Source organism: Sedimentitalea sediminis (assembly GCF_042687825.1).
Lineage (GTDB): Bacteria > Pseudomonadota > Alphaproteobacteria > Rhodobacterales > Rhodobacteraceae > Sedimentitalea.
Genome location: NZ_JBHUQE010000021.1, coordinates 29536 through 51085 on the forward strand (window position 1 = coordinate 29536; position 21550 = coordinate 51085).

Here is a 21550-nt window from a genome sequence, read left to right on the forward strand (position 1 = left end):
TCTTACAACCCCATCTTGTGCGCGCGGGCGGTGAAAAAGATGCCAGACGGGCTGTCGGCCTCGATTTCCCGCAGTTTCTCGAAGGTCTGCGTGTCATAGACCATCACCTTGCCGGCGTCGCGCACCGACAGCCAGACCTCGTGACCCCGCGGGGTGAATTCCATGTGCAGCACCCCGGGACCCGGCGTGAACTGGTGGATGACATCTTTGCTCACCGTGTCGATCACCTGGATCGTATCGTTCAGCGGATGCGCGAAATTGACCCAGACGTGGCGCCCGTCGGGGCGCGCCATGGCAAAGACCGGCTGACCATGGGTGGCGGTGCGCCCGGTCTCGCTGAGGCTCTTGGCGTCGACCCACAAAACTTCGTGCTGACCGACGGCGGGCAGCACGAATTCGTCGCCGGCCTGCGCCCAGCCTTCGAGATGCGGCATCTTGTAGACCGGCAGCCCGGTGCGCCCGGCGGCATAGCCGGGCAGGATCGGCTGCGGCGTCGGATTGTCCTGCCACAGATCCAGCGCGGTCAGGTGATCGGCGCCGAAAAGCCCGGCGATATAGGTGCGCCCGTCGCCGGTAACCAGCGCGTCATAGGGGTTGTCGCCCATGCCAGCAATGCGGATGATCTCTGGCGCATCGCCGGACAGATCGGCGATCCAGGTCTCGCCGGAGTCCCACAGCGAAAACACGAAACGGGTGCCGGGAATGTCGACCAGACCGATGGTCTTGGCGCCGGTCGGGATGTCGGCCACCATCTCCAGCGTGTCGGCGTCAAAGACGCGCACGCCGCCCGGTTCATAGTTGGAAACCGCCACGTATCGGCCATCGTCCGAGATCGCACCACCGATCGAATTGCCGGCCTGCATCACCCGGTTGACCACCGACTGTTCCAGAATGTCGACCTTGGTCAGTCCGCCATCGCGGCCAAAGACATAGGCGAACCGCTGATCGGGGGCATAGACCAGCGAGGCATGGCTGAGATCGCCCAGACCGGTGATCCGGCCAATGGCGGCGCGGTCTGACTGATCCACCACCAGCAGCGAGCCGCTGGCGCGTTCCACGACCAGACCCAGATCGCCCGTCGATTGCGACCAGGCCGGGGCAGCCAGCGCCAGCCCGGCCAGAACCGCGAATACAGCCCGTTTCATTGTGTTCCTCCGCTCAGAAGATAGGTCACCATCCAGTCCACTTCGGCCTGGGTCAGCAGCGGTCGCCACGGGGGCATGGGCGTGCCGGGAATGCCGTCCAGGATCACCGCCGCCAGACCCGCCCGGTCGTAATGCGCCAGCGCCTCGGGGCGGATATCCGGCCCCAGCCCGCCTTTCAGGGTCAGGCCGTGACACGAACCGCAATCCTGCAGCACCAGCCGTTCCAGCGCGGTCCCGTCGATGGTGGCCGTCTCGCCGGCCAGCGCGGTGCCGCCGATGGCCAGAAACAGCGCGACCAGCCTATTCACCGGCGGCCACCGCCGGGCGTCGCGCTGCCGTGCCGGTTGCGCCGGTTCCGGCCTGATACAGCGATACGACGCGGCCGATGACGAACAGGACCGGGGCCGGCATCGGCTGCGCCCGGATGTCCACGCCGATCTGGTCCAGACGCGAGATCAGCCGGCTTTCCTGTGATGTCGTGGCGGCGCAGATGGCCATCACCGGCAAGCTGGCCGGCATGCCCTCGCGCATCAGGTTCAGGGCGATTTCCGAGATGTTGGCGGCGCCCATATAGACAACCAGTGTGGTGTCGGTATCGGCCAGGCTGGCCCAGTCCAGGTCCAGACGCTGGTCGGCGGCGCGGTGTCCGGTGACATAGCGCACACCGGTGGCCAGGCCGCGATGGGTCAGCGGAATGCCGGTGGCGGCGGCCATGCCCTGGGCCGCGGTGATGCCCGGGGCATACTCGACGGCAAGGCCGCGGTCGGCCAGATAGGCGGCCTCTTCGCTGCCGCGGCCAAAGATCAGCGGATCACCGCCCTTGAGCCGGGCCACGGTCAGCCCCTGTTCGGCCAGTTCGGCCAGAATTTCGTTGATCCGGTCCTGCGGGACCGTATGGCATTTTGGGGCCTTGCCGACCGGGATCATCCGGACACCGGCCGGAGCCAGATCCAGGATGTCCTGCGAGACCAGCCGGTCATGGACCACGGCGTCGGCGGATTGCAGCATGCGCAGGGCGCGCAGGGTCAGCAGCTCGGCATCGCCGGGACCGGCACCAATCAGATAAACCTTGCCTGTCGGGGTCATGTACCGGCTCCTGGGTGTGGCTGCATGGCGGACACGCAAAAAAAACGGGCCGGGGGCCAGCCAGTGGCCCCCGGCAGTCGCACCTTAATAGACGTCGGCGCGGGTGTTGTAGACGTTGAATTTGCCGGTCGGTGTGACCAGACGTTCGTCCTTGATCACATGTTTCAGCTCCAGCGTCTTGTCGTCAACCACGACGATGGCCGATTCCAGGTCAGCGGCATTCCAGACCGAGAACCAGATCTCGTTGCCTGCCTGGTTGAATTCGCCTTGCACGACGCGCGGCTGGCCTTCGGCAATACCGGCCCATTCGACGATCGGCAGCACGGTGAATTCCGGCTCTTCCTGTGCCAGATCACCGACCTTGAAGACCGCGACCGAGCCGGACACTTCGGCGTCGGGGTTCAGCGGCGCGTCGACATAGAGATGCTCGGATTCCGGGTGTGTCTTGACGAATAGCGACCCGCCACCCATGGCATAGAGCTGCTGCACCATCTTCCAGGCGTTGTCCGGGTTGCCCTCGGGATCGGTGCCGATCAGCGCGACCGTGTCGTCACCCAGGTGCGATGTCGCCCAGACCGGACCATAGGTCGGGTGGTTGATGTTGGCACCACGGCCCGGGTGCGGCGTTGCGCCCTCGGTATCGACCATCGCGGTCAGCGTGCCTTCCTTGGTGTCGATCACCGCCACCTTGTTCCGGGCGTTGGCCGCCGTCAGGAAATAACGCTTGGTACTGTCCAGACCACCGTCATGCAGGAACCGTTCGGCTTCGATCTCGGTGACCTTCAGGTTCTTGATGTCGGAATAGTCGACCAACAGGATCTTGCCGGTTTCCTTGACGTTCACGATGAACTCGGGGTTGAAGTGCGACGAGATGATAGCCGCGACCCGGGGTTCGGGGTGATAGGTCTGTTCGTCATAGATCATGCCACGGGTCGACTTGATCTTGAGCGGCTCCAGCGTGTCGCCATCCATGATCACGTATTGCGGCGGCCAATAGCTGCCGGCGATGGCATATTTGTCCTCATAGCCGTGCATCTTGCTGGTCTCGACCGAGCGCGCCTCGGCTCCGACCTTGATCTCGGCCACGGTGTCCGGTGATTCCATCCACAGGTCGATCATGTTCACCTTGGCGTCGCGGCCGATGACGAACAGATAACGGCCCGATGCGGAAATCCGGCTGATGTGAACGGCGTAACCGGTGTCGATCACGGCCTTGATCTCATAGCTGGCGCCATCGATCAGGGCAATCTGGCCGGCGTCGCGCAGGGTCACCGAGAACAGGTTGTCCAGATCCCAGTCGTTCATCTTTTCGGTCGGGCGGTCTTCGGGGGCGACGATCACTTTCCAGCTTTCGCGCATTTCCGGCATGCCATATTCAGGCGGCGCGGGCGGTTCCAGCAGCACGTAACGCGCCATCATGTCGACCTCGGCTTCGGTCAGATCGCCAGAGGTGCCCCAGTTGGGCATGCCGGCGGGCGAGCCATAGGTGATGAAATCGCGCAGGTAGTCAAAGCCCTTTTCGCGGGTGATATCGGGGGTCAGCGCCTTGCCGGTCGCGCCTTTGCGCAGCACGCCGTGGCAGCCGGCGCAACGTTCGAAATACAGGGTAGTCGCGGCCTGGAATTCCTCGTCGGTCATGACCGGATCGTCTGCCTTGCGGCCCGGGATCTCGACCTGGATCTGGCCCAGGGTCGTCATGCTGGGTTGATAGGCGGCTGACGCGTCGTCGCCGTGATCCTTTGGTTTTTCCTGGGCGGATACGCCGGTCACGGCTAGGCCCAGGGCGATTGCAGCGCTTGCCATAAACGATGCGCGCCGGATGGCTGTTGTGGATTTCATTTACGAATACTCCGTTCGCTGGTGAGGCAGCGCGAACGTGACCGGATTCAAACTACCTCGCCTTGACTTCAATCAAGGCGAGGTGTGGAACCTGACGCAACAAAGAGCCATGCTCCGGTCCGCCCTGAAATCCCTAGCAATCGGTATCTCGGTCCTGGTCGGGGCCAGTATCGGAGCGCCCGCCTGCGCCCAGTCGCTGCGGCCCGCGACCGAGGCCGGGATCGCGCCGATCGCACCGACCCCGGAAAGTGCCGCGAAACTGTTCGCTCTGCCGGCCAATCCGGTGCTGTTGCGCGACGAGGCGCAAGTGCCGGGCTGGTCGGTCACCGCCGATGACGGGCCGGTCGGATTCATTGCGTCAACCTGGGAAATAGCCGGTTCTGTTGGATATTCCGGGCGTCCGCTGGACGTATTGGTCGCCGTGGATACCGAAGGCCGGATCGCCGGCGCCCAGCTGACGCGCCACAGCGAGCCGATCCTGACGCTCGGCCTGTCGGACCGGGATATCGAGAATTTCGTGGGCGGATTTGCCGGTGTCGATCTGATGGATCCCGACGGTATCGGCGAAGGGCCTGACATGCCCGACATCATTTCGCGGGCGACCGTATCGACCGGCGTGATTCGCGATTCGATTCTGCGCACGGCGCGCACTTTGGCGATTGGGCGGGGGCTTTTGCCCGGCGGCGGCATTGATCGCATCGACTATCGGCCAGCCAGTTGGGCGACGCTGGTGGCCGAGGGGGCGCTGAGCCATGTTCTGGTGACGCTGGATCAGGCCCGCGCCCGCATGGACGGAGCCAAGCCGCCGATTCCCGCCGGCGAGGGCGCCTTTATCGAGATGTGGATGGCGTTGGCCGACCCTCCGACCATCGGGCGCAACATATTGGGCCAACAACAATATTCCCGTGCCGTCGGGGCGCTGGGTCCGGGCGATGTCGTGTTGCTCGTGGCGTCGCGGGGGCTGTATTCGCACCGCGGCACCGGCTGGCGCCGCGGCGGCGTCTTTGACCGGCTGACGCTGGTGCAGGGCGATCTGCGCCTGCCGCTGACCGACGCGGGTTATACGCGGATCGACAAATTGCCGATCGCCGATGCGCCTGCGTTGAAAGAGCGCAGTCTGTTCCGAATCAGTGATTCGCGCTTTGATGCGACCGCCCCGTTTGCGCTGGAACTGACCGCCGCCCGGCCCACGGCGCAGGGCGACACGGTGTCTTTTGTCACAACACTGCCCTATGCGCTGCCGGATGCCTATGTGATGGCGCCACCGCCCGAGGCCGCGCCGCTGTGGCAGCAGACCTGGCAGGACAAGAAATACGCGGTGATCAGCGTCGCCGCGATGCAGGTGGTCCTGACGCTGATCCTGCTGTTGCAGGAATCTCTGGTGCGCCGGCCGCGCCTGTGGCGCGGTGTGCGGCTGGGCTTTCTCAGCGTTACCCTCGTCTGGCTGGGCTGGGTGCTGAACGGGCAATTGTCGGTGGTGCAGGTGATTGCCTTTCTGCAGTCGCTGCTGACCGGGTTCCATTGGGAGACCTTCCTGATCGAACCGATCATATTTACCCTGTGGGGCGGTGTCGCGCTGGGGCTGCTGTTCTGGGGGCGGGGCGTGTTCTGCGGCTGGCTGTGCCCCTTCGGGGCCTTGCAGGAACTGACCAACGCGGTGGCGCAGAAGCTGAACGTGCCGCAGATCGCGGTGCCGCATGCGCTGCATGAACGGCTGTGGATCATCAAATATACCCTGTTCGTTGCGATCCTGGCCCTGTCTTTCTATTCAATGAAGGACGCGCTGATCCTGGCCGAGGCCGAACCGTTCAAGACGGCGATCTCAATGCGGATGATCCGCGCCTGGCCCTTTGTCCTGTTCGTGCTGGCGCTGCTGACGGCGGGGCTGTTCATCGAACGCTTTTACTGTCGCTATCTCTGCCCTCTGGGGGCGGCGCTGGCGATCCCGGCCAAGCTGAAGATCTTCGACTGGTTGCACCGGCGTCCGCAATGCGGGCGCGAATGCCGGCTGTGCGCCACCAAATGCACCGTCGGCGCCATTGACCCGCTGGGCCGCATCAATCCGAATGAATGCGTGTTGTGTCTGCGCTGCCAGGTGGTGATGAACGACGATGCCACCTGTCCGGTACTGAAACGCCGCGCCCGCCAGACGGCTCCGGCCAGGGCCGCGTCATGACCGGCGCGCTGGCACGGCTGTTCGGCGACGGGTTCCGGGTGTTTTTCCTGAACGCTGCGCTGTTTGCCGTCCTGGCGGTGCTGGTCTGGGAAATGTGGCTGGGCGTGCACGCGGCGGGCGGCATGATCTATGCCCTGCCGTTCGGGATGCCGCCGCATCTGTGGCACGCGCACGAGATGATCTTTGGCTATGGCACCGCCGCCATGGGCGGTTTTCTGATGACCGCCACGCCGGGCTGGACCGGGGCCCGTCACCGCCCGCAGCTGTTCATCGGGCTGGCGATCGGACTGTGGCTGGCCGGGCGTTTTGCGATCTGGTTTTCCGGTAGTCTGCCGATGGGCCTGGTGGCTGTGATCGACCTGGCCTTTCTGCCCTTGATGGCCGTGCGCCTCGTGCTGCAGGTCGTGCGCCGGCCCAAGCCGCAGGTTCTGGTTTTCCTGCTGTTTGTGACGCTGGTCTGGATCAGCAATCTTTTGGTGCATCTGCAGTGGACCGGATGGTCCACCGACACGCTGATGACGGGTCTGCATGCGGGACTGTTCTCGTTCTGCGCGATGATTTCCGTACTGGCCGGACGCGTGGTGCCGGGGTTCACCCGCAACGCGCTGAAACGCGCGGGCGTGCCCGAGGCAAACTGGCCCCGCAGCCCGGCGGGGCTGACACGGGCGGCCAATGGCCTGGGCCTGCTGCTGGTCGTGGGCCTGCTTGCGGGCCTGCCCGATGCGATGACCGGAGTGCTGGCGCTGGCGGCCGCCGTGGCCCAGCTGATCCGGCTGGCCCTGTGGCGCGGATATCTGATCTGGCGGCAGCCGATCCTGTGGTCGCTGCATCTGGCGGTTGTCATGCTGACCCTCGGTCTGGCGCTATTCGGTCTGTCCGGCCTTGGGGTCGGCAGCCAGGTCGCGGCGCTGCACGTTCTGGGCATTGGCGCTGTCGGCGGCATGACGCTGGCGATCATGAGCCGCGCCATCCTCAGCCATACCGGCCAGCCGATCCTGGCGCCCGGCGCGGTTGCCATCGGATATGGGCTGGTCGCGCTGGCTGCGGTTCTGCGCTGGGTCGCCTCGGAATTTCCGGCAGACCTGTATTTTCCGGCGATGCTGTCCGCCGGTGCCATCTGGATCCTGGCCTTTGTGCTGTTTCTGGCCGCGTTGGGGCCAGTTTTGTTTTTACCCCGCTTGAAACGCCCGACCGAATAGTAAAGGAGAAAGCCATGTCGCGGAGTGCCCCCGCACCCCCCTGACCCCCGCCCCTGGGCAAAAATCCGGCCGCATTCGCGTGCGGCTTGACTTTTGCCAAGGATAATCCGCGCGCCAAACATCATGGTGCGCCCATATTCAACGCAGCGCAAAGGAGAGCGCAATGCGCGAAGTCATGACCAAGAGCATGGCCCGGAACATCTTTTTCGGCGGGTCCCTGTTCTTTCTCATCATATTCGTGGGACTGACGGCACATTCACACCGTTATATCGTCACCACGTCGACTGATGCCGAGGGGCTGACCGAAAGCGTCGCCCTGGGAAAACACGTGTGGGAACGCCACGCCTGTATCAACTGCCATTCCATCATGGGGGAAGGGGCCTACTTTGCTCCGGAACTGATGAATGTGATGACCCGCTGGGGGGTGGAAGACGACCCCGAAGCGGCGTTCGAAACCCTGAAAAACTGGATGCAAGCGATGCCCACCGGCATCGAGGGACGGCGCCAGATGCCGGCTTTCGACCTGACGGACGAAGAGTATCGCGGCCTCAGCGACTTTTTGCTGTGGACCGATTCCATCGACGCGCAGGGCTGGCCGCCCAACGATGCGGGTTGAGAAAGGATAACGACGATGAAATATCAATCTCAGAAAATCGCATACGCCTATTTCGGCGTCGCGCTGGCCCTGTTTGCCGTCCAGATCCTGGGCGGGCTGCTGGCCGGACTGGTCTATGTCATGCCGAACGTGCTGTCCGAGCTGGTGCCGTTCAACATCATCCGCATGCTGCACACCAACAGCCTGATCGTCTGGCTGCTGTTGGGCTTTTTCGGGGCCGCCTATTTCCTGATCCCGGAAGAGGCCGAGCGTGAAATCCACTCGCCCGCGATTGCCTATCTGCAGCTGATCATCCTGGTGGTCGGCACGCTGGGCGTGGTGGTGACCTATCTGTTCAACCCGTTCGAGGGCAACTGGCTGCTGGGCAAAGAGGGGCGCGAGTTCCTGGAACAGCCCAAATGGGTCAAGTTTGGCATCGTGGTTGCGGCGCTGCTGTTCCTTTATAACGTCTCCATGACGGTGCTGAAGGGCAAGAAGACCGCCATCACCAACATCCTGTTGCTGGGGCTCTGGGGGCTGGCGCTGTGTTTCCTGTTTGCGTTCTACAACCCGGTAAACCTGGCGCTGGACAAGATGTACTGGTGGTATGTCGTGCACCTGTGGGTCGAAGGCGTCTGGGAACTGATCATGGCGTCGATCCTGGCCTATCTGATGCTGAAACTGACCGGGGTTGACCGCGAGGTCGTCGAGAAATGGCTGTATGTCATCGTCGCCGCCGCGCTGTTCTCGGGCATTCTGGGCACCGGCCACCACTATTACTGGATCGGCACGCCGGGCTACTGGCAGTGGATCGGCTCGATCTTCTCCAGCCTCGAAATCGTGCCCTTCTTTGCGATGATGGCCTTTGCCTTTGTCATGGTCTGGAAGGGGCGCCGGGATCATCCGAACAAGGCGGCGCTGCTGTGGTCGCTGGGCTGTGCCACGCTGGCCTTCTTTGGCGCCGGCATCTGGGGTTTCCTGCATACGCTGCACGGGGTGAACTATTACTCCCACGGCACGCAGATCACCGCCGCGCATGGTCACCTGGCCTTTTACGGCGCCTATGTCTGTCTGAACCTGGCCATCATTTCTTATGCGATGCCGCTGTTGACCCAGCGCGACCCGTATAACCAGGTGCTGAACATGGCGTCGTTCTGGCTGATGTCGGGTGGCATGGTGTTCATGACCTTTACCCTGACCTTTGCCGGTACCGTGCAGACCCACATGCAGCGGGTCGTGGGCGAGTATTACATGGATGTGCAGGACAGCATCGCCATCTTCTACTGGATGCGTCTGGGCGCCGGTGTGGTGGTTTTGCTGGGCGTCCTGTTGTTCCTCTACTCGATCTTCATGCCGCGCCGCGAAGTCATCTCGCATGATGCCACGGTTGCTGCGGAGTGAGCGGGATGGACGGAAACCTTACCAATACGGAGGGGGCGGTCGACGCCCCCTTCTACCTTGCGCAGGGCGACGAATGTGCCCTGTTCGAGGCGGCCAGCGCCAACAACCTGCCCATGCTGCTGAAAGGTCCGACGGGATGCGGCAAGACCCGGTTCGTGGCGCATATGGCGGCCCGTCTGGGCCGGCCATTGTATACCGTGGCCTGCCATGACGATCTGTCGGCGGCCGATCTGATCGGGCGCTATCTGCTCAAGGGCGGTGAAACGGTCTGGGTCGACGGACCTTTGACCCGCGCGGTGCGCGAGGGCGCGATCTGCTATCTCGACGAGGTGGTCGAGGCGCGCAAGGACGTGACCGTGGTGCTGCACCCGCTGACCGATGACCGGCGCATCCTGCCAATCGACCGCACCGGCGAGGAACTCGAGGCTGCGCCCGGCTTCATGCTGGTTGCCTCGTATAACCCGGGCTACCAGAACATTCTCAAGACCCTGAAACCGTCGACTCGTCAGCGGTTCCTGGCCGTTGAGTTCGATTTCCCCCAGCCCGAGATGGAGATCGAAGTCGTGGCCCGCGAGAGCGGGCTGGACGCGGACCGCGTCAAGCCGCTGGTGCGGCTGGCTGGCAAGCTGCGCGCGCTCAAGGGGCAGGATCTGGAAGAGGGCGTGTCGACCCGCCTGATCGTCTATGCCGCATCGCTGATCGCGCAGGGCATGCCCATCGACCGTGCGGTCGAGGCCGCAATGATCGAACCCCTGACCGATGACGCCGACGTCAAACGCGGGCTCCTAGATCTTGTCACGGCCATCTTTGGGTGAGGTATGGCCGTGGGCGGGATCGAAATCGAGCCATGGGAACCCGAAGAAACAGTCGGGAAACTGTGGCACGCCTTTGCCAGCCGTCTGGATGCGCCCATCATGCATCATGGAGCCGGCGTCGACCTCACTGAGGTCAGCGGACGGCTGGCTGTTTTCTTTCGCGGACTGGGCGGGGCCCATTCGGTCGAGCTGCGTCCGGTCAGTGCCGAGGTCAGCCGCCACCGGCTGAGCTTTCTGCGCCGTCTCGGGGCCGAGGCCGAAATCCTGCCAAGGGCCAGTTTCGACGGCGAGGTGCTGCGCCTGCCCGATACCCTGGCGGTGCTGCCCACGCGCGAGGCCAATGGCGCCTTGTACCTGTGGCTGACCGCCGTGGCCGCGCATGCGGTTGATCATGTGCCGGACAGCGACCCGCTGCGCGCCGATCTGCGCGCCATCGCCAATTCCCGGACAATGGTCAACGCCGCCCTGCGCAGCGCCCCCGGTCTGACCGATCTCTATCGCACCCTGTGCGACGCCACTCTGCATCAGCGCCGGGCGGCGCGCCTGCCGAAATACGAAGCCGCCATCGAATCGCTGGTGCGCCAGGCGCTGGGCGATCCGGCGCCTCTGAGCGATCTGGCGCGGCAATTGCGGGACGCGCCCATCGAAGACATCACTGCGCCGCGCAAGTATCAGCCGTTTCAGCCGGTGCCGCTGTGGCCCGACCTGCGCGAACTGACCTTCAGCGCCACCGACACGGTGGAATCCCGCGATACCGACGGCCCCCCCGAAGAAGGTGGCGAGGGCACCCACCGGGCCAAGCGCCGCCAGGCCGATCAGGCCGAGCGCAACGACAGCCTGATCCTGCACAAGTTCGAGGCGATCCTCAGCTGGGCCGAATTTCTGAACTTGAACCGCCGGGTCGATGACGACGACCCGGACAACGCCAAAAAGGCCGCCGATGATCAGGACGAGATCGGTTTGGGGCAGATCTCCAAGGCGCCGGCGACGCGGCTGAAACTGCATCTGGATCTGGCGCCCGAGGATGTCGACCGCGAACGCCTGTCCGGAACCCATACCTATCCGGAATGGGATGCCCGCGCCGGCACCTATCTGCCCGATCACGTCCGGGTTCTGCACAGTATCGCGGAAGCGGGTGATTGCGTCCCCTCCTTTCGCGAAGATCCGCGCGCGATGCGCCGCATCCGCCATGTCAAACGTCAGTTCGAGGCTTTGCGTCCCGGCCGCGTCTACGTGCCCGGTTGTCTGGATGGCGATGAGCTTGACATGGAGGCGGTGGTGCGCGCGCGGGTCGACATTCTGGCAAACGGGCAGGGGACGAACCGCATCTGGCGGCAATCCTTGCCCCAGGCCCGCGATCTGGCGGTGTCGATCCTGCTGGATGTCAGTCGCTCGACCGAAAGCGCCGTGTCGGGCCGCGCGGTGATCGACATCGAGCGCGAGGCACTGGCCGCGCTGTCCTGGGGGCTGGACGCCTGCGGCGACGATTTCGCGATCCACGCCTTTTCCTCGCTGAAACGCAACCGGGTCTATATCCAGCAATGCAAGGCCTTTGGCGAGCCGATGAATGCCGGGGTCGAGGATCGCATCGGGGCGCTGCGCCCGGGCTTTTATACCCGGCTTGGCGCGGCGATCCGGCATGCCTCGGTCGATCTGGCGCGCCAGAGCAAGAAGCGCCGGCTGCTGCTGGTGATCACCGACGGCAAGCCCAATGATCTGGACCATTACGAGGGCCGGCACGGCATCGAGGACACCGCGATGGCGGTGCGCGAGGCCCGCCGCGCCGGGCATTCGGTGTTCGGCGTCACCATCGACAAACAGGCCAAGACCTGGTTTCCGCGCCTGTTCGGGCGCGGCGGGTTCCACGTGATCCCGCATCCGGACAAGCTGACCGAGGCGCTGCCGCAGATCTATCGCGAACTGGTCGGCGCATGAGCGACACCACGGCACAGAACGGCTCGGCGCTGGATGAATTGCCCGGCGATCTGATGATGTGGGTTCTGATCATCAGCGAATTGCTGGTCTTCGGCGCCGGGCTGGCGGCCTTTCTGGCCGTGCGCGCCAGCGATCCGGACGGGTTCGCCCAGGCCCAGGACGCGCTGAACCGCACCGGCGCCGGTCTGAATACCGTGATCCTCGTCACCAGCGGCTTTTTTGCCGCACTGGCGGTGCCGTGGCGCGAGGCCGGGCGCCGGATGCAGGTGCGGCTGGCGTTGATCGCGGCGGCGCTGCTGGGGGTGCTGTTCCTGATCATCAAGGGCGCGGAATTCGCGCAGAAAGCGGCGTTGGGCATCGGCTGGGATACGCATGCCTTTTTCACCTTCTACTATCTGCTGACCGGGTTTCACGCGGCGCATGTGGTGGCCGGGGTGCTGATCCTGCTGCTGGTGGCCTGGCGGGACGATCCGCGCAACATCGAGGTCGGCGCTTCGTTCTGGCACATGGTCGATCTGGTCTGGGTGCTGCTTTTTCCCGTGATCTATCTGCTGCAATGACCCCGCGCGCGCTGATATCCGGCTGGCTGGCCCTGCTGGCGTTCAGCTTCGGCTCGACGGTGATTTCGCTGTGGACGATCCCGGCGCATTGGCAGGCGCTGGCGGGCGCGGCCATCCTGGTGCTGGCCTGGCTCAAGGCGCGGGTGATCCTGGGGCGTTATCTGGGGCTGGCCAATGCGCCATTCTGGGCCCGCGGTTTCGGCATATCGCTGGCGGTGTTCTGCTGCCTGCTGCTGGTGCTCTACCTGATCCCGCTCATGCTCTGAAGGCTGCTGCCAGGTTCTCGGGCAGCTCGAATTCCGTCAGCACCCGGTCGCGCCCCTCGGCGGACATCTTGCGCGCTGTCTTGACGACAATGCGCTGCAGCTTGTCCGGATCCTGTGTGCCCGAGAAGGGCGCGAAATACCATTTCAGAAAGACAAAGCAGATCACGTCCTCCAGCGCCTGCACTTCGGGATCGCGCTTGAGGCCCTCTTTGCGGATCATCTTGCCCGCGGCGTCGGCCTGTGCCTCGGAATAGCCGGCCGCGCGCATGATCTCGCCCACCCGCTGCGCGTGATGCTGCGCCAGATCGCGGCGCCAGGTCAGATAGCCTTCGCGGCCCTGCGGGTAATCGGCGCGTTTCAGCACCCAGCGTTCGATATGCTGACCGCGCGCGGCGATCTGCAGCGGCTCGGAGGCATCGGGAAAAAGCCGAGCCAATTCGTCGGTCATGCGTTGGCCGTACAGCTGCGCGGCGGGCGCACCTTCGCTCAGATCGGGGTCACCGGCATTGGCGGCGTCGATGGCGGACAGGGCGGCGGCAAGATCGGTCATAGTACTTTGTTCCAGGCTGCGGCGGGGTCCTCGCCGGTGAATTCGCGCAGGGTCTCGACCTTGTCGATCGCGGCGTGGTTCCGGGCGATGCGCACCCCATAAGGGCGCAGTTTGGAAAAGGCCCGCGACAGGCTTTCCGGTTTCATGCCCAGCCGCCCGGCGATCAGAACCTTGTCATAGGGCAGGGTGACGACGCAGCTGCCGGTTTCACGGCTGCACAGGTCCAGCAGGAATTCGGCCACCCTCTGGGCCCCGGTCTGCGCCTTGATCTGTTCGATCTGCGATACCAGAGATTGCAGATGCACAAAGGTCGAGGCCAGCACCGACATGCAGATTTCCGGGCGTTCCTGCATTTGCGCGATCAGCGTCGAGGCCTGGATCTGCAACAGGGTGCAATCGGTGACCGCCTCGCCGGACACCGGATAGTCGGCGTGGCGAAAGGCCGCCGCTTCGCCAAAACTGCTGCCCTGCGTGAACACGCTGACCACTGCCTCGTTGCCATTGGGCGAGATGCGGTACAATTTGACCCAGCCGTCCAGCACCACATAGATGATGCGTGCCGGTTCGCCCTGCAGAAAAATCGTCTCGCCCCGCCCCAGCTGGCGTGTCGTGCCGTTCCGCAACAGGGTTGTGCTGATTTCGGCCGGCAAGCTTTTCAAAAGGTGCGACTCGCGTGCCACCTCTAGGATCTGGTCAGACATCGTCGTGGCCTTGCTGGTGCGCGCAATGCGGCGGCATCGGCGCGCGGTTGCGCTTTGGACAGTTATAGCTGCACGGGCCTGATGTCGTCCAGCTTTGGACCGGATGCAACCGGCAAATCCGCGCAGGCCGTGCTGCGCTTGATCATAGTCAAGGAACCGTCTGCACCGACCGGGGTAGCGTCCGGGCAGATTGACCGGGGGTGTCGTTGATGACCTATGAAGCCTATTTCCACGAGCGTTTGAACCGATTGCGGGACGAGGGCAATTATCGTGTCTTTACCGACCTGGTGCGCCATCGCGGTGCCTTTCCCAAAGCCACGCGACATCAGGGCGAGCGGACCGGCGATGTGGTTGTCTGGTGCTCGAACGACTATCTGGGCATGGGCCAGCATCCCGCGGTTCTGGCGGCGATGCACACCGCACTGGACCAATGTGGCGCCGGGGCCGGCGGGACGCGCAACATATCGGGCACCACGCATCACCACGTGCTGCTCGAAGAGGAACTGGCCGATCTGCATGGCAAAGAATCCGCGCTGCTGTTCACGTCGGGCTATGTGTCGAACTGGGCCGCGTTGGGAACGCTGGCGTCGCAGATCCCCGGCTGTATCGTCTTTTCGGACAGTCTGAACCACGCCAGCATGATCGAGGGCATCCGCCATTCCCGTGCGCAAAAGGTGATCTGGGCGCATAACGACCTGACCGATCTCGAGGCCAAACTGGCCGCGGCCCCGGCCGACGCGCCCAAGCTGATCGCCTTTGAGTCCGTCTATTCAATGGATGGCGACATCGCCCCGATTGCCGGTATCTGCGATCTGGCGGACCGTTATGGCGCGATGACCTATCTGGACGAGGTCCATGCCGTCGGCCTCTATGGTCCGCGCGGGGCTGGCATTGCCGAGCGCGAAGGGCTGATGGACCGGCTGACGGNTGAGTCCGTCTATTCAATGGATGGCGACATCGCCCCGATTGCCGGTATCTGCGATCTGGCGGACCGTTATGGCGCGATGACCTATCTGGACGAGGTCCATGCCGTCGGCCTCTATGGTCCGCGCGGGGCTGGCATTGCCGAGCGCGAAGGGCTGATGGACCGGCTGACGGTGATCGAAGGCACCTTGGGCAAGGCCTTTGGCGTGGTCGGCGGCTATATCGCCGCCTCTGCGGCGCTGTGCGATTTCGTGCGCAGTTTTTCCAGCGGGTTCATCTTTACCACGGCGCTGCCGCCGGCCGTGGCGGCGGGGGCGGCAGCCTCGGTGCGGCACCTCAAGACCAGCAGCGCCGAGCGCGATCTGCAAAAGCATCGCGTGGCACAGTTGCGGTCGCGGCTGGATGCCATCGGCATTCCGCATATCGACAACCCCAGCCACATCATTCCGGTGATGGTCGGCGATCCGGTCAAGTGCAAATACATCTCGGATCTGCTGCTGGACCGGTTCGGCATCTATATCCAGCCGATCAACTATCCGACCGTGCCCAAGGGCACCGAGCGCCTGCGCATCACCCCGTCGCCGGTGCATTCCGAAGCGGACATGGATGCGCTGGTCGCGGCGCTGGGCGAATTGTGGAACCAGTGCCAGCTGGCGCGGATGCCTCTGGCCGCGCAATAGCGGCTGCGCGACGTCGGGTCACGGCACTGCGTTTACCAGCACGTGCCGCGCCCCTGATCACCGGCATCAGGCCAACCGGGGCGCTGTGCGGCATGGTCCGACTAAGACAGGCGCACAAGGCGATGCGCCGGCAGACGCAAGGTCCGCAGACCGTCAAACGCTGGTTTGGTTCTTCGGTCGGGTATTGGATATCAGGCACCATTTGCGAAACCGGACCGGCCACGCTACACCCCCGTTGACACGAGCAGCCAGCGGAAGGGGCGCGCAGCATGATGACGTCGCGGGTCGAACATCTGTTGATGGCAATTGCCACTGTTCTGGTATTCGTCGCCTTGAGACAGGCTCAGGAATTTCTGGCCCCGGTGATCGGTGCGCTGGTGGCCGGGATCGTGCTGTCACCGGTATCCGGCCTGTGGGACCGCTGGGGCCTGCGGGCATCTATGGCGGCCTTTGCCACGGTCCTGCTGGCCTTTATCGCCCTGGGCGCGCTGGGTCTGTTGCTGGAACCCTATGTCAGCGAAGCGATCGACAGCGCGCCGATCATCTGGTTCGAGATGCGCGGCGCGATCGAAAACCTGCGCAGCTTTCTGCTGGGGCTGGACGAGATCGCCGAAGACGTGGCCAAGGCGGTCAACCCGAATGGCGACGGCGCACCCGAGAAAGAGGCCACGGTGCCGATTCCGCGGGCGCAGGATGCCCTGTTCTATGCCCCGCAAGCCATGGCACAAGTTCTGGTTTTCACCGGCACGCTGTATTTCTTTCTGCTGACCCGCCGGCAGATATATGAATGGGCGGGGCGGCAGTTCGACGGGGTGCGCCAGAACGATTTCTTTCAGGCCGAGCGCGAGGTGGCGCGCTATTTCCTGACCATCACTGCGATCAATGCCAGTTTCGGCGTGCTGATCGCGTTGGTGATGCAAGGCTTTGGCATGCCGGCGCCCTTTGCCTGGGGTTTGTTGGCGTTTCTGCTGAATTTCGTCGTTTATGTTGGCCCGACCGCGCTGGCGGCAGCGCTGCTGCTGGCCGGGCTGGTGGCCTTTGATGGCGTGATGAGCATCGCACCGGCGGCGGTCTACATGATGATGAACGCGTTCGAAGGCCAGTTCGTGACGCCGGCGCTTGTCGGGCAAAGCATGGCGGTGAATCCGTTGCTGGTTTTCCTGTCGCTGGTGTTCTGGCTGTGGCTATGGGGGCCGCTGGGCGGCATCATCGCCATCCCGTTGCTGATCTGGGGCATCTCGCTTTCGGCAACCAGAACCCGCTAGGGCGGGTCAGATCGTGTCAGACCATTTCCTCGGGCACACCCGGCAGATTGCGGCCGAAACGCCAGGCCGGCCGTGTCACGTAGGGCAGGATAAAGCCGCTGCGACGGACAGGGGGCCGCGCGGCATTCTGCAATGCCCGTTGCCGCCAGGCCTGTACCGCAGTTGCCGGCGCGAAAAATGCGTCAGGCGCATCGGGTCCCAGCCAATGCGCGAAACAGCGCCGTTTCAGCCGGACGATCTGTGCCGGCCGGGTCAGCAGCACACCCGCCTCGGTGTCCCAATACAGGCTGCGCCCGTTCAGATTGGCCGATGACACGATGGCTGCCCGATCGTCGAAGATCGACACCTTGGAGTGCAGATAGACGATGGGCGCCCCGAAAAGCGATGTGCGATCGCCGGTGTCATAGGCACGTGGCTGGGCGGGCGCACCGACGAACAGGCGGGCGCCAAAAGCCCGCCGGATGATCCGCAGGCACCGTGCCTGAAGGTATTCGCCAAACCGGCTTTCGCTGCCCGGAGCATCGGCAAAAGCGACCTCTTCGGGTGCGGCGGGCAGAATCAGAATCAGGCCCAGACCGGGTTCGGCGCGGGCCTGCCGGGCGAGGTGCCGGGCGAGGTGCCGGTCACGGAAATACTGGGTTTCCAGATAGATCAGTCGGCGCGCATCGCCGGCCAGCCGGACATGCGCCGCGGCCAGTTCGGTCAGAAAGGGGCGCGGCGAGATGAACGGTGCCGCCCAGCGGCGGCGGCGCGAGATCGTGCGCAACAGCTGCGACAGGTCCGGCGGCGGGTGGCCATGGGCCGTGGCCTCGAACGTGTCCAGATGCAGGGCTGCCTGTTCGGCCACGGTTCCGCGTAGGATCAGCTGTACGTCATGCCAGGTCTGCGCCGCCTCCTGATCGTGGCGTTGCGTGTCGTATCGGCGCTCGTTCAGGTCCAGCCCGCCGATATAGACCGTATTGCGATCAAACACCGCCAGTTTCTGGTGATGCGTCGCCGGTGCCAGCTGGGGGATCGGCCAAAGGCGCGCTCTCAGCCGGCCGCGCCGCTCTTGCAGATACGGGCGCAGGCGCGGCGCCTCGCGCAGGAACTGGTGCCGTTGGTCGGGCGTCAGCCGATTCAGGTCTCTGGCCGTGGCGCGCAGTTCAAGCCAGGCGCGCGGCCACAGCAGACAGCGTGGCCCCAGCCCGACCCGGGCCGGATGCATCGCTGCCCGTACACGCAGATGCCCGGGGTGCCCGGACAGTTCACCGGCAGCGATCAATGCGCGGATCGACGCCCAGCTGTCACGGTGATCGTGCGGGACCGCCACCGGGTCGAAATCGGTCAGGACCAGCGTGACACGCAGGCCCCGGCGCAGGCCGTGTTGGATCAGATCGAGCCAGGTCTCCCCGATGCGCCGGGCCTCGGGGCTGCGCAGGCGTGTAGCCGGATCAAAGATGCGAAAGCCCATCGAGACCTCGCGTCGCGCGGCCAGGAACAGCCGCTCGAATTCGGGATAGGCCTCGTGTGCAGTCAGCAGGATCTGCAGATCGTCCGGGTCGGACTGTGATGGCGCTGGGGCGGTCATCAGACCGGACCAGGCCACAGTGCCGGTCGTGGGGCCTTGGTGCGTGCACAGGTTGTCTGGATCATCTTGCGCTCCGTTGCGGGTCGCCGGGCCATCATGAAGGTGCTCGGCCCTCTGGCGTCAGTCAAATGTGCCGGCAACGCGACCCAGCAGCATAAAGGCCCGCGTCGTACGGGTATCTCCCAAGGCCGAAATGTCGGCATCCGATGCGGATTTCTCGAATTCGGCAAAGGTGCGGTCAAACAGGCGCAGAAAATGATGCGCGGCATCGCGAAAGATCGGATCCTGCTTCATCCGTCCCGCCGCCAGCGCCAGCGACGTGCGATCGCGCACGCCCCCAAGTGCCGCGATCTCGCGGCCGCGGGCGCCATCGGCGAATTGGCGCCAGATTTCGGGCCGGGCCATGTCCGGGCGCAGATCGTCCATATAGATGCCGTCCTGGCTGAGCAAGGTCAGCACGTCCTGGCTGGCCTGGATCAATTGCGCGGCCTTGCGGTCCCGCAGCGCCCGGCGCAAGGCGGCAAACCCGGCCTCGTCCTCGGCGGTTTCCGGGAAATTCAGGGCCCGGATGAAATCGTCGGTCGCCAGCGGCGGCGACAGTTCCTCGGCCGTGGTTCCCAGAGCCAGCGACCCCTGATCCACCGCCGGTTCGGCGGGCACCGGTTTGGCCGCCGGCACGGGCGCGCGGTCGGGTTCGCGGCGCGAGGAAAACGTCGCCAGCGCGGTCTCGGTCTTGCGCGTGGCCGCGGCGATTTCGTCCAGTTTTTTCGCCACCGATGGCTCGGCCCCGATCACGCCGCGCTGGGCCTGTGCCACATAGGCCTGGCGGATGCCGTCGATGGCCGCTTGCAGACGGCGGCTTTCCTCGCGCATCACGCGGTTGGAACGCGCCGCGGTGGCCGCCACCCAGATCATCGCCACCGGCATGAAAATGGTCAGCATCTTCATGGCGAATCGCAACCCGTCGAAGCCGGCGCCGGCATCCTCGGGCGCCAGCATGAAAAACAGCAGCGTGCCGCCCAGCCAGATCACCGACAGAGCAATCGCCGCCAGTTCGATTCCGGTGATCGACCGGATCAGCGGCTTGTCATAGACCCCCAGAGAGGTCGGCCGAGATTTTTCGGGATCAGGCTGGGACCCGGGCATGGCACGCTCCGTCAGGAATAGTCGATGCTCACGACCTCATAGGACCGTTCGCCGCCGGGGGTGCGGACCTCGACACTGTCGCCTTCCTCCTTGCCGATCAGCGCGCGGGCAATCGGCGACTTGATGTTCAGCAGGCCGTTTTCGATATTGGCCTCGTATTCACCCACGATCTGCCAGGTTTTTTCCTCTTCGGTGTCCTCGTCCACCAGGGTCACGCGCGCGCCGAACTTGATCGCGCCGGACAGTTTCCTGGGGTCGATCACATCGGCCAGCGACAGCACGCCCTCGATCTCCTTGATGCGGCCCTCGATAAAGGACTGCTTTTCGCGTGCCGAATGGTATTCGGCATTTTCCGACAGGTCGCCATGCTCGCGCGCTTCGGCAATGGCCTTGATGATGGCGGGCCGCTCGATGGACTTGAGCTGTTTCAGCTCGGCCTCCAGAGCGGCATGGCCTGCCGGGGTCATCGGGACTTTTTCCATTACTCTATCCACACAAAATAGGACGCCCCGCCGTCAAAAACGCCGGGACGATCGTTCAGGTCGAACAATACCTGACCTAATCACGCGCAGGATTGCAAGAGGCTGGGTGCGATGTGCGGCAAAACCCGGCCTAGTCGTATTGCACGACCTCGTATTCGATGCCGTCCTGATCGTGAAAATAGAATCTGCGGCCGGGTTCGTAGTCGGCGTGATTGACCGGGGTGAATCCCGCGGCCGTGACCTTTTTTTCGGTCGCGTCGAGATCGTCGACCACCACGGCGATGTGATTCAATCCACCGACAGTGTGATAACTGTCCTTGGCGGGTTGTGCCGGCTCGCCGGGCGAATACAGCGCAAGATAGGCGCTGTCGCTGCCGACATGCACGCTGCGCCCGTTTTGTATCGCAGCCCCGGACCAGCGGATGTGCCAGCCAAACAGCCGGCACATCCAGGCTGCGGTTGCATCCGGATCGGCAACAGTGAAATTCGCATGTTCCAGTCTGGCGTTCATCGGGTTTCCTTTCGGGATTGATTTTCCCACGCTAATTTCTAAACCTCACTTGAGGTCAAGAGATATTACGAGGCGCGGCATGGTGACATCCCACGGGCTTTCCATCGGAGCCCTGGCCGAACGGACCGGGTTGGCGGTCTCGGCCATCCGGTACTACGAATCTCAGGGCCTGATCACGCCCTGGCGCAATGCCGGCGGGCAGCGCCGGTTCGCGCGGGCGGATATCCGACGGCTGAGTTTCGTCATGATCGCCCAGAAATTCGGGTTCTCGCTGTCCGAGATAAGTGACCTGTTGGCCCGGTTGCCGGGCCATCGCACCCCGACACCCGCCGACTGGCGCAGAATCAGCGCGCGCTTTCGCGACCGGCTGGACCGGCGGATCGAGACATTGCAGAAGCTGCGGGACAACCTGGATGGCTGCATCGGTTGCGGCTGCCTGTCGCTGCCCAGGTGCAAGCTGTACAACCCCGAGGATCGCGCCCGCCGCAAAGGCAGCGGTCCGCGCTATCTTATGGGGGATCGGCCCGAATGAGGTTCCGGAACGTGTTGTCATCGGCGATGCGGCGATATCGTTCTGACGTAGTGTTGCGATTGACGCAACGGCCTGCCAAAAGGTATCAGCCGCGAAACAAAATTGCGCGCCCGATGGCGCTGTTGATCCATTAGACAAGGAGAGCCCGGATGACCCAGATCGAACGCGAAGC

At 64.2% G+C, this 21550-nt stretch carries 21 protein-coding genes; 11 read left to right on the plus strand and 10 right to left on the minus strand.

What is annotated here, in order from left to right; all coding sequences use genetic code 11:
* Positions 1 to 2 precede the first annotated feature (2 nt).
* The 4 genes from ACFMPD_RS14680 to ACFMPD_RS14695 all read right to left on the minus strand — a co-directional run bounded on the left by ACFMPD_RS14680 (position 3) and on the right by ACFMPD_RS14695 (position 4034).
* Entirely contained in the window at positions 3 to 1145 is a 1143-nt protein-coding gene (locus ACFMPD_RS14680; RefSeq protein ID WP_380995894.1) for a cytochrome D1 domain-containing protein, read from the minus strand.
* Complete coding sequence (locus ACFMPD_RS14685; protein WP_380995897.1) at positions 1142 to 1453, minus strand: c-type cytochrome; 312 nt, start codon at positions 1451 to 1453, stop codon at positions 1142 to 1144. The genes ACFMPD_RS14680 and ACFMPD_RS14685 overlap by 4 nt, the downstream gene beginning before the upstream one ends.
* Entirely contained in the window at positions 1446 to 2231 is a 786-nt protein-coding gene (gene cobA / locus ACFMPD_RS14690; protein WP_380995900.1) for a uroporphyrinogen-III C-methyltransferase, read from the minus strand. Before cobA ends, ACFMPD_RS14685 begins: the two co-directional genes overlap by 8 nt.
* An 84-nt stretch (positions 2232 to 2315) precedes the next feature.
* Complete coding sequence (locus ACFMPD_RS14695; protein WP_380995903.1) at positions 2316 to 4034, minus strand: cytochrome D1 domain-containing protein; 1719 nt, start codon at positions 4032 to 4034, stop codon at positions 2316 to 2318.
* 145 nt (positions 4035 to 4179) lie between these two features.
* Here ACFMPD_RS14695 and ACFMPD_RS14700 point away from each other — a divergent pair, with 145 nt between their 5' ends.
* From ACFMPD_RS14700 to ACFMPD_RS14735, 8 genes are all read left to right on the plus strand, one after another.
* Positions 4180 to 6246 carry a 4Fe-4S binding protein gene (locus tag ACFMPD_RS14700; protein ID WP_380995906.1) on the plus strand — a complete coding sequence of 689 codons (2067 nt, stop codon included), beginning with the start codon at positions 4180 to 4182 and terminating at the stop codon, positions 6244 to 6246.
* Positions 6243 to 7445 (plus strand): NnrS family protein, encoded by a 1203-nt coding sequence (locus ACFMPD_RS14705; protein ID WP_380995909.1) that lies wholly within the window; start codon positions 6243 to 6245, stop codon positions 7443 to 7445. Before ACFMPD_RS14700 ends, ACFMPD_RS14705 begins: the two co-directional genes overlap by 4 nt.
* A 163-nt stretch (positions 7446 to 7608) precedes the next feature.
* Positions 7609 to 8061: a c-type cytochrome gene (locus ACFMPD_RS14710; protein WP_380995912.1), complete on the plus strand. Its 453-nt coding sequence runs from the start codon at positions 7609 to 7611 to the stop codon at positions 8059 to 8061.
* 15 nt (positions 8062 to 8076) lie between these two features.
* Positions 8077 to 9441, plus strand: a complete 1365-nt coding sequence (locus tag ACFMPD_RS14715; protein ID WP_380995915.1) for a cbb3-type cytochrome c oxidase subunit I — start codon at positions 8077 to 8079, stop codon at positions 9439 to 9441.
* A gap of 5 nt (positions 9442 to 9446) precedes the next feature.
* The gene (locus tag ACFMPD_RS14720) at positions 9447 to 10256 is read left to right on the plus strand and encodes a CbbQ/NirQ/NorQ/GpvN family protein (RefSeq protein ID WP_380995918.1); all 810 of its coding nucleotides are present in this window, start codon (positions 9447 to 9449) and stop codon (positions 10254 to 10256) included.
* 3 nt (positions 10257 to 10259) lie between these two features.
* Positions 10260 to 12191, plus strand: a complete 1932-nt coding sequence (locus ACFMPD_RS14725; protein ID WP_380995921.1) for a nitric oxide reductase activation protein NorD — start codon at positions 10260 to 10262, stop codon at positions 12189 to 12191.
* A complete protein-coding gene (locus tag ACFMPD_RS14730) occupies positions 12188 to 12751 on the plus strand; it encodes a cytochrome c oxidase subunit 3 (protein WP_380995924.1) in 564 nt (187 codons plus the stop codon). Before ACFMPD_RS14725 ends, ACFMPD_RS14730 begins: the two co-directional genes overlap by 4 nt.
* Complete coding sequence (locus tag ACFMPD_RS14735) at positions 12748 to 13017, plus strand: nitric oxide reductase F protein (RefSeq protein WP_380995927.1); 270 nt, start codon at positions 12748 to 12750, stop codon at positions 13015 to 13017. The genes ACFMPD_RS14730 and ACFMPD_RS14735 overlap by 4 nt, the downstream gene beginning before the upstream one ends.
* Here the strand turns inward: ACFMPD_RS14735 and ACFMPD_RS14740 are convergent.
* Positions 13007 to 13567, minus strand: a complete 561-nt coding sequence (locus ACFMPD_RS14740; RefSeq protein WP_380995929.1) for a DUF4202 domain-containing protein — start codon at positions 13565 to 13567, stop codon at positions 13007 to 13009. The genes ACFMPD_RS14735 and ACFMPD_RS14740 overlap by 11 nt on opposite strands.
* A complete protein-coding gene (locus tag ACFMPD_RS14745; protein ID WP_380995931.1) occupies positions 13564 to 14268 on the minus strand; it encodes a Crp/Fnr family transcriptional regulator in 705 nt (234 codons plus the stop codon). Before ACFMPD_RS14745 ends, ACFMPD_RS14740 begins: the two co-directional genes overlap by 4 nt.
* A 209-nt stretch (positions 14269 to 14477) precedes the next feature.
* Between ACFMPD_RS14745 and hemA the strand changes: the two genes are divergently transcribed.
* Both hemA and ACFMPD_RS14755 read left to right on the plus strand, forming a co-directional pair.
* Positions 14478 to 15872, plus strand: coding sequence for a 5-aminolevulinate synthase (gene hemA / locus ACFMPD_RS14750; RefSeq protein WP_380995934.1), 1395 nt, complete (start codon positions 14478 to 14480; stop codon positions 15870 to 15872).
* A gap of 269 nt (positions 15873 to 16141) precedes the next feature.
* Entirely contained in the window at positions 16142 to 17137 is a 996-nt protein-coding gene (locus ACFMPD_RS14755) for an AI-2E family transporter (RefSeq protein WP_380995937.1), read from the plus strand.
* 16 nt (positions 17138 to 17153) lie between these two features.
* Here the strand turns inward: ACFMPD_RS14755 and ACFMPD_RS14760 are convergent, their stop codons facing one another.
* The 4 genes from ACFMPD_RS14760 to ACFMPD_RS14775 all read right to left on the minus strand — a co-directional run bounded on the left by ACFMPD_RS14760 (position 17154) and on the right by ACFMPD_RS14775 (position 20846).
* Entirely contained in the window at positions 17154 to 18707 is a 1554-nt protein-coding gene (locus ACFMPD_RS14760; RefSeq protein ID WP_380995940.1) for a phospholipase D-like domain-containing protein, read from the minus strand.
* 120 nt (positions 18708 to 18827) lie between these two features.
* Positions 18828 to 19853: a hypothetical protein gene (locus ACFMPD_RS14765; RefSeq protein WP_380995943.1), complete on the minus strand. Its 1026-nt coding sequence runs from the start codon at positions 19851 to 19853 to the stop codon at positions 18828 to 18830.
* Between the two features lie 11 nt (positions 19854 to 19864).
* Positions 19865 to 20335 carry a transcription elongation factor GreA gene (greA, locus tag ACFMPD_RS14770; protein ID WP_380995946.1) on the minus strand — a complete coding sequence of 157 codons (471 nt, stop codon included), beginning with the start codon at positions 20333 to 20335 and terminating at the stop codon, positions 19865 to 19867.
* A gap of 130 nt (positions 20336 to 20465) precedes the next feature.
* Positions 20466 to 20846 carry a VOC family protein gene (locus tag ACFMPD_RS14775; RefSeq protein ID WP_380995949.1) on the minus strand — a complete coding sequence of 127 codons (381 nt, stop codon included), beginning with the start codon at positions 20844 to 20846 and terminating at the stop codon, positions 20466 to 20468.
* A 79-nt stretch (positions 20847 to 20925) separates the two neighbouring features.
* On the opposite strand from ACFMPD_RS14775, the gene soxR reads away from it, so the two are divergent.
* Positions 20926 to 21378: a redox-sensitive transcriptional activator SoxR gene (soxR, locus tag ACFMPD_RS14780; protein WP_380995952.1), complete on the plus strand. Its 453-nt coding sequence runs from the start codon at positions 20926 to 20928 to the stop codon at positions 21376 to 21378.
* Positions 21379 to 21550 lie beyond the last annotated feature (172 nt).

What these genes read in the sequence shown, in the direction of transcription:
- ACFMPD_RS14705 (WP_380995909.1), top strand. Translation starts at nt 6,243, where the DNA reads ATGACCGGCGCGCTGGCACGGCTGTTCGGCGACGGGTTCCGGGTGTTT.
- ACFMPD_RS14730 (WP_380995924.1), top strand. Translation starts at nt 12,188, where the DNA reads ATGAGCGACACCACGGCACAGAACGGCTCGGCGCTGGATGAATTGCCC.
- greA (WP_380995946.1), bottom strand. Translation starts at nt 20,335, where the DNA reads ATGGAAAAAGTCCCGATGACCCCGGCAGGCCATGCCGCTCTGGAGGCC.
- ACFMPD_RS14680 (WP_380995894.1), bottom strand. Translation starts at nt 1,145, where the DNA reads ATGAAACGGGCTGTATTCGCGGTTCTGGCCGGGCTGGCGCTGGCTGCC.
- ACFMPD_RS14725 (WP_380995921.1), top strand. Translation starts at nt 10,260, where the DNA reads ATGGCCGTGGGCGGGATCGAAATCGAGCCATGGGAACCCGAAGAAACA.
- ACFMPD_RS14700 (WP_380995906.1), top strand. Translation starts at nt 4,180, where the DNA reads ATGCTCCGGTCCGCCCTGAAATCCCTAGCAATCGGTATCTCGGTCCTG.
- ACFMPD_RS14740 (WP_380995929.1), bottom strand. Translation starts at nt 13,567, where the DNA reads ATGACCGATCTTGCCGCCGCCCTGTCCGCCATCGACGCCGCCAATGCC.
- ACFMPD_RS14735 (WP_380995927.1), top strand. Translation starts at nt 12,748, where the DNA reads ATGACCCCGCGCGCGCTGATATCCGGCTGGCTGGCCCTGCTGGCGTTC.
- ACFMPD_RS14720 (WP_380995918.1), top strand. Translation starts at nt 9,447, where the DNA reads ATGGACGGAAACCTTACCAATACGGAGGGGGCGGTCGACGCCCCCTTC.
- ACFMPD_RS14760 (WP_380995940.1), bottom strand. Translation starts at nt 18,707, where the DNA reads ATGACCGCCCCAGCGCCATCACAGTCCGACCCGGACGATCTGCAGATC.
- ACFMPD_RS14710 (WP_380995912.1), top strand. Translation starts at nt 7,609, where the DNA reads ATGCGCGAAGTCATGACCAAGAGCATGGCCCGGAACATCTTTTTCGGC.
- ACFMPD_RS14745 (WP_380995931.1), bottom strand. Translation starts at nt 14,268, where the DNA reads ATGTCTGACCAGATCCTAGAGGTGGCACGCGAGTCGCACCTTTTGAAA.
- cobA (WP_380995900.1), bottom strand. Translation starts at nt 2,231, where the DNA reads ATGACCCCGACAGGCAAGGTTTATCTGATTGGTGCCGGTCCCGGCGAT.
- ACFMPD_RS14765 (WP_380995943.1), bottom strand. Translation starts at nt 19,853, where the DNA reads ATGCCCGGGTCCCAGCCTGATCCCGAAAAATCTCGGCCGACCTCTCTG.
- ACFMPD_RS14775 (WP_380995949.1), bottom strand. Translation starts at nt 20,846, where the DNA reads ATGAACGCCAGACTGGAACATGCGAATTTCACTGTTGCCGATCCGGAT.
- ACFMPD_RS14695 (WP_380995903.1), bottom strand. Translation starts at nt 4,034, where the DNA reads ATGGCAAGCGCTGCAATCGCCCTGGGCCTAGCCGTGACCGGCGTATCC.
- ACFMPD_RS14715 (WP_380995915.1), top strand. Translation starts at nt 8,077, where the DNA reads ATGAAATATCAATCTCAGAAAATCGCATACGCCTATTTCGGCGTCGCG.
- soxR (WP_380995952.1), top strand. Translation starts at nt 20,926, where the DNA reads ATGGTGACATCCCACGGGCTTTCCATCGGAGCCCTGGCCGAACGGACC.
- ACFMPD_RS14755 (WP_380995937.1), top strand. Translation starts at nt 16,142, where the DNA reads ATGATGACGTCGCGGGTCGAACATCTGTTGATGGCAATTGCCACTGTT.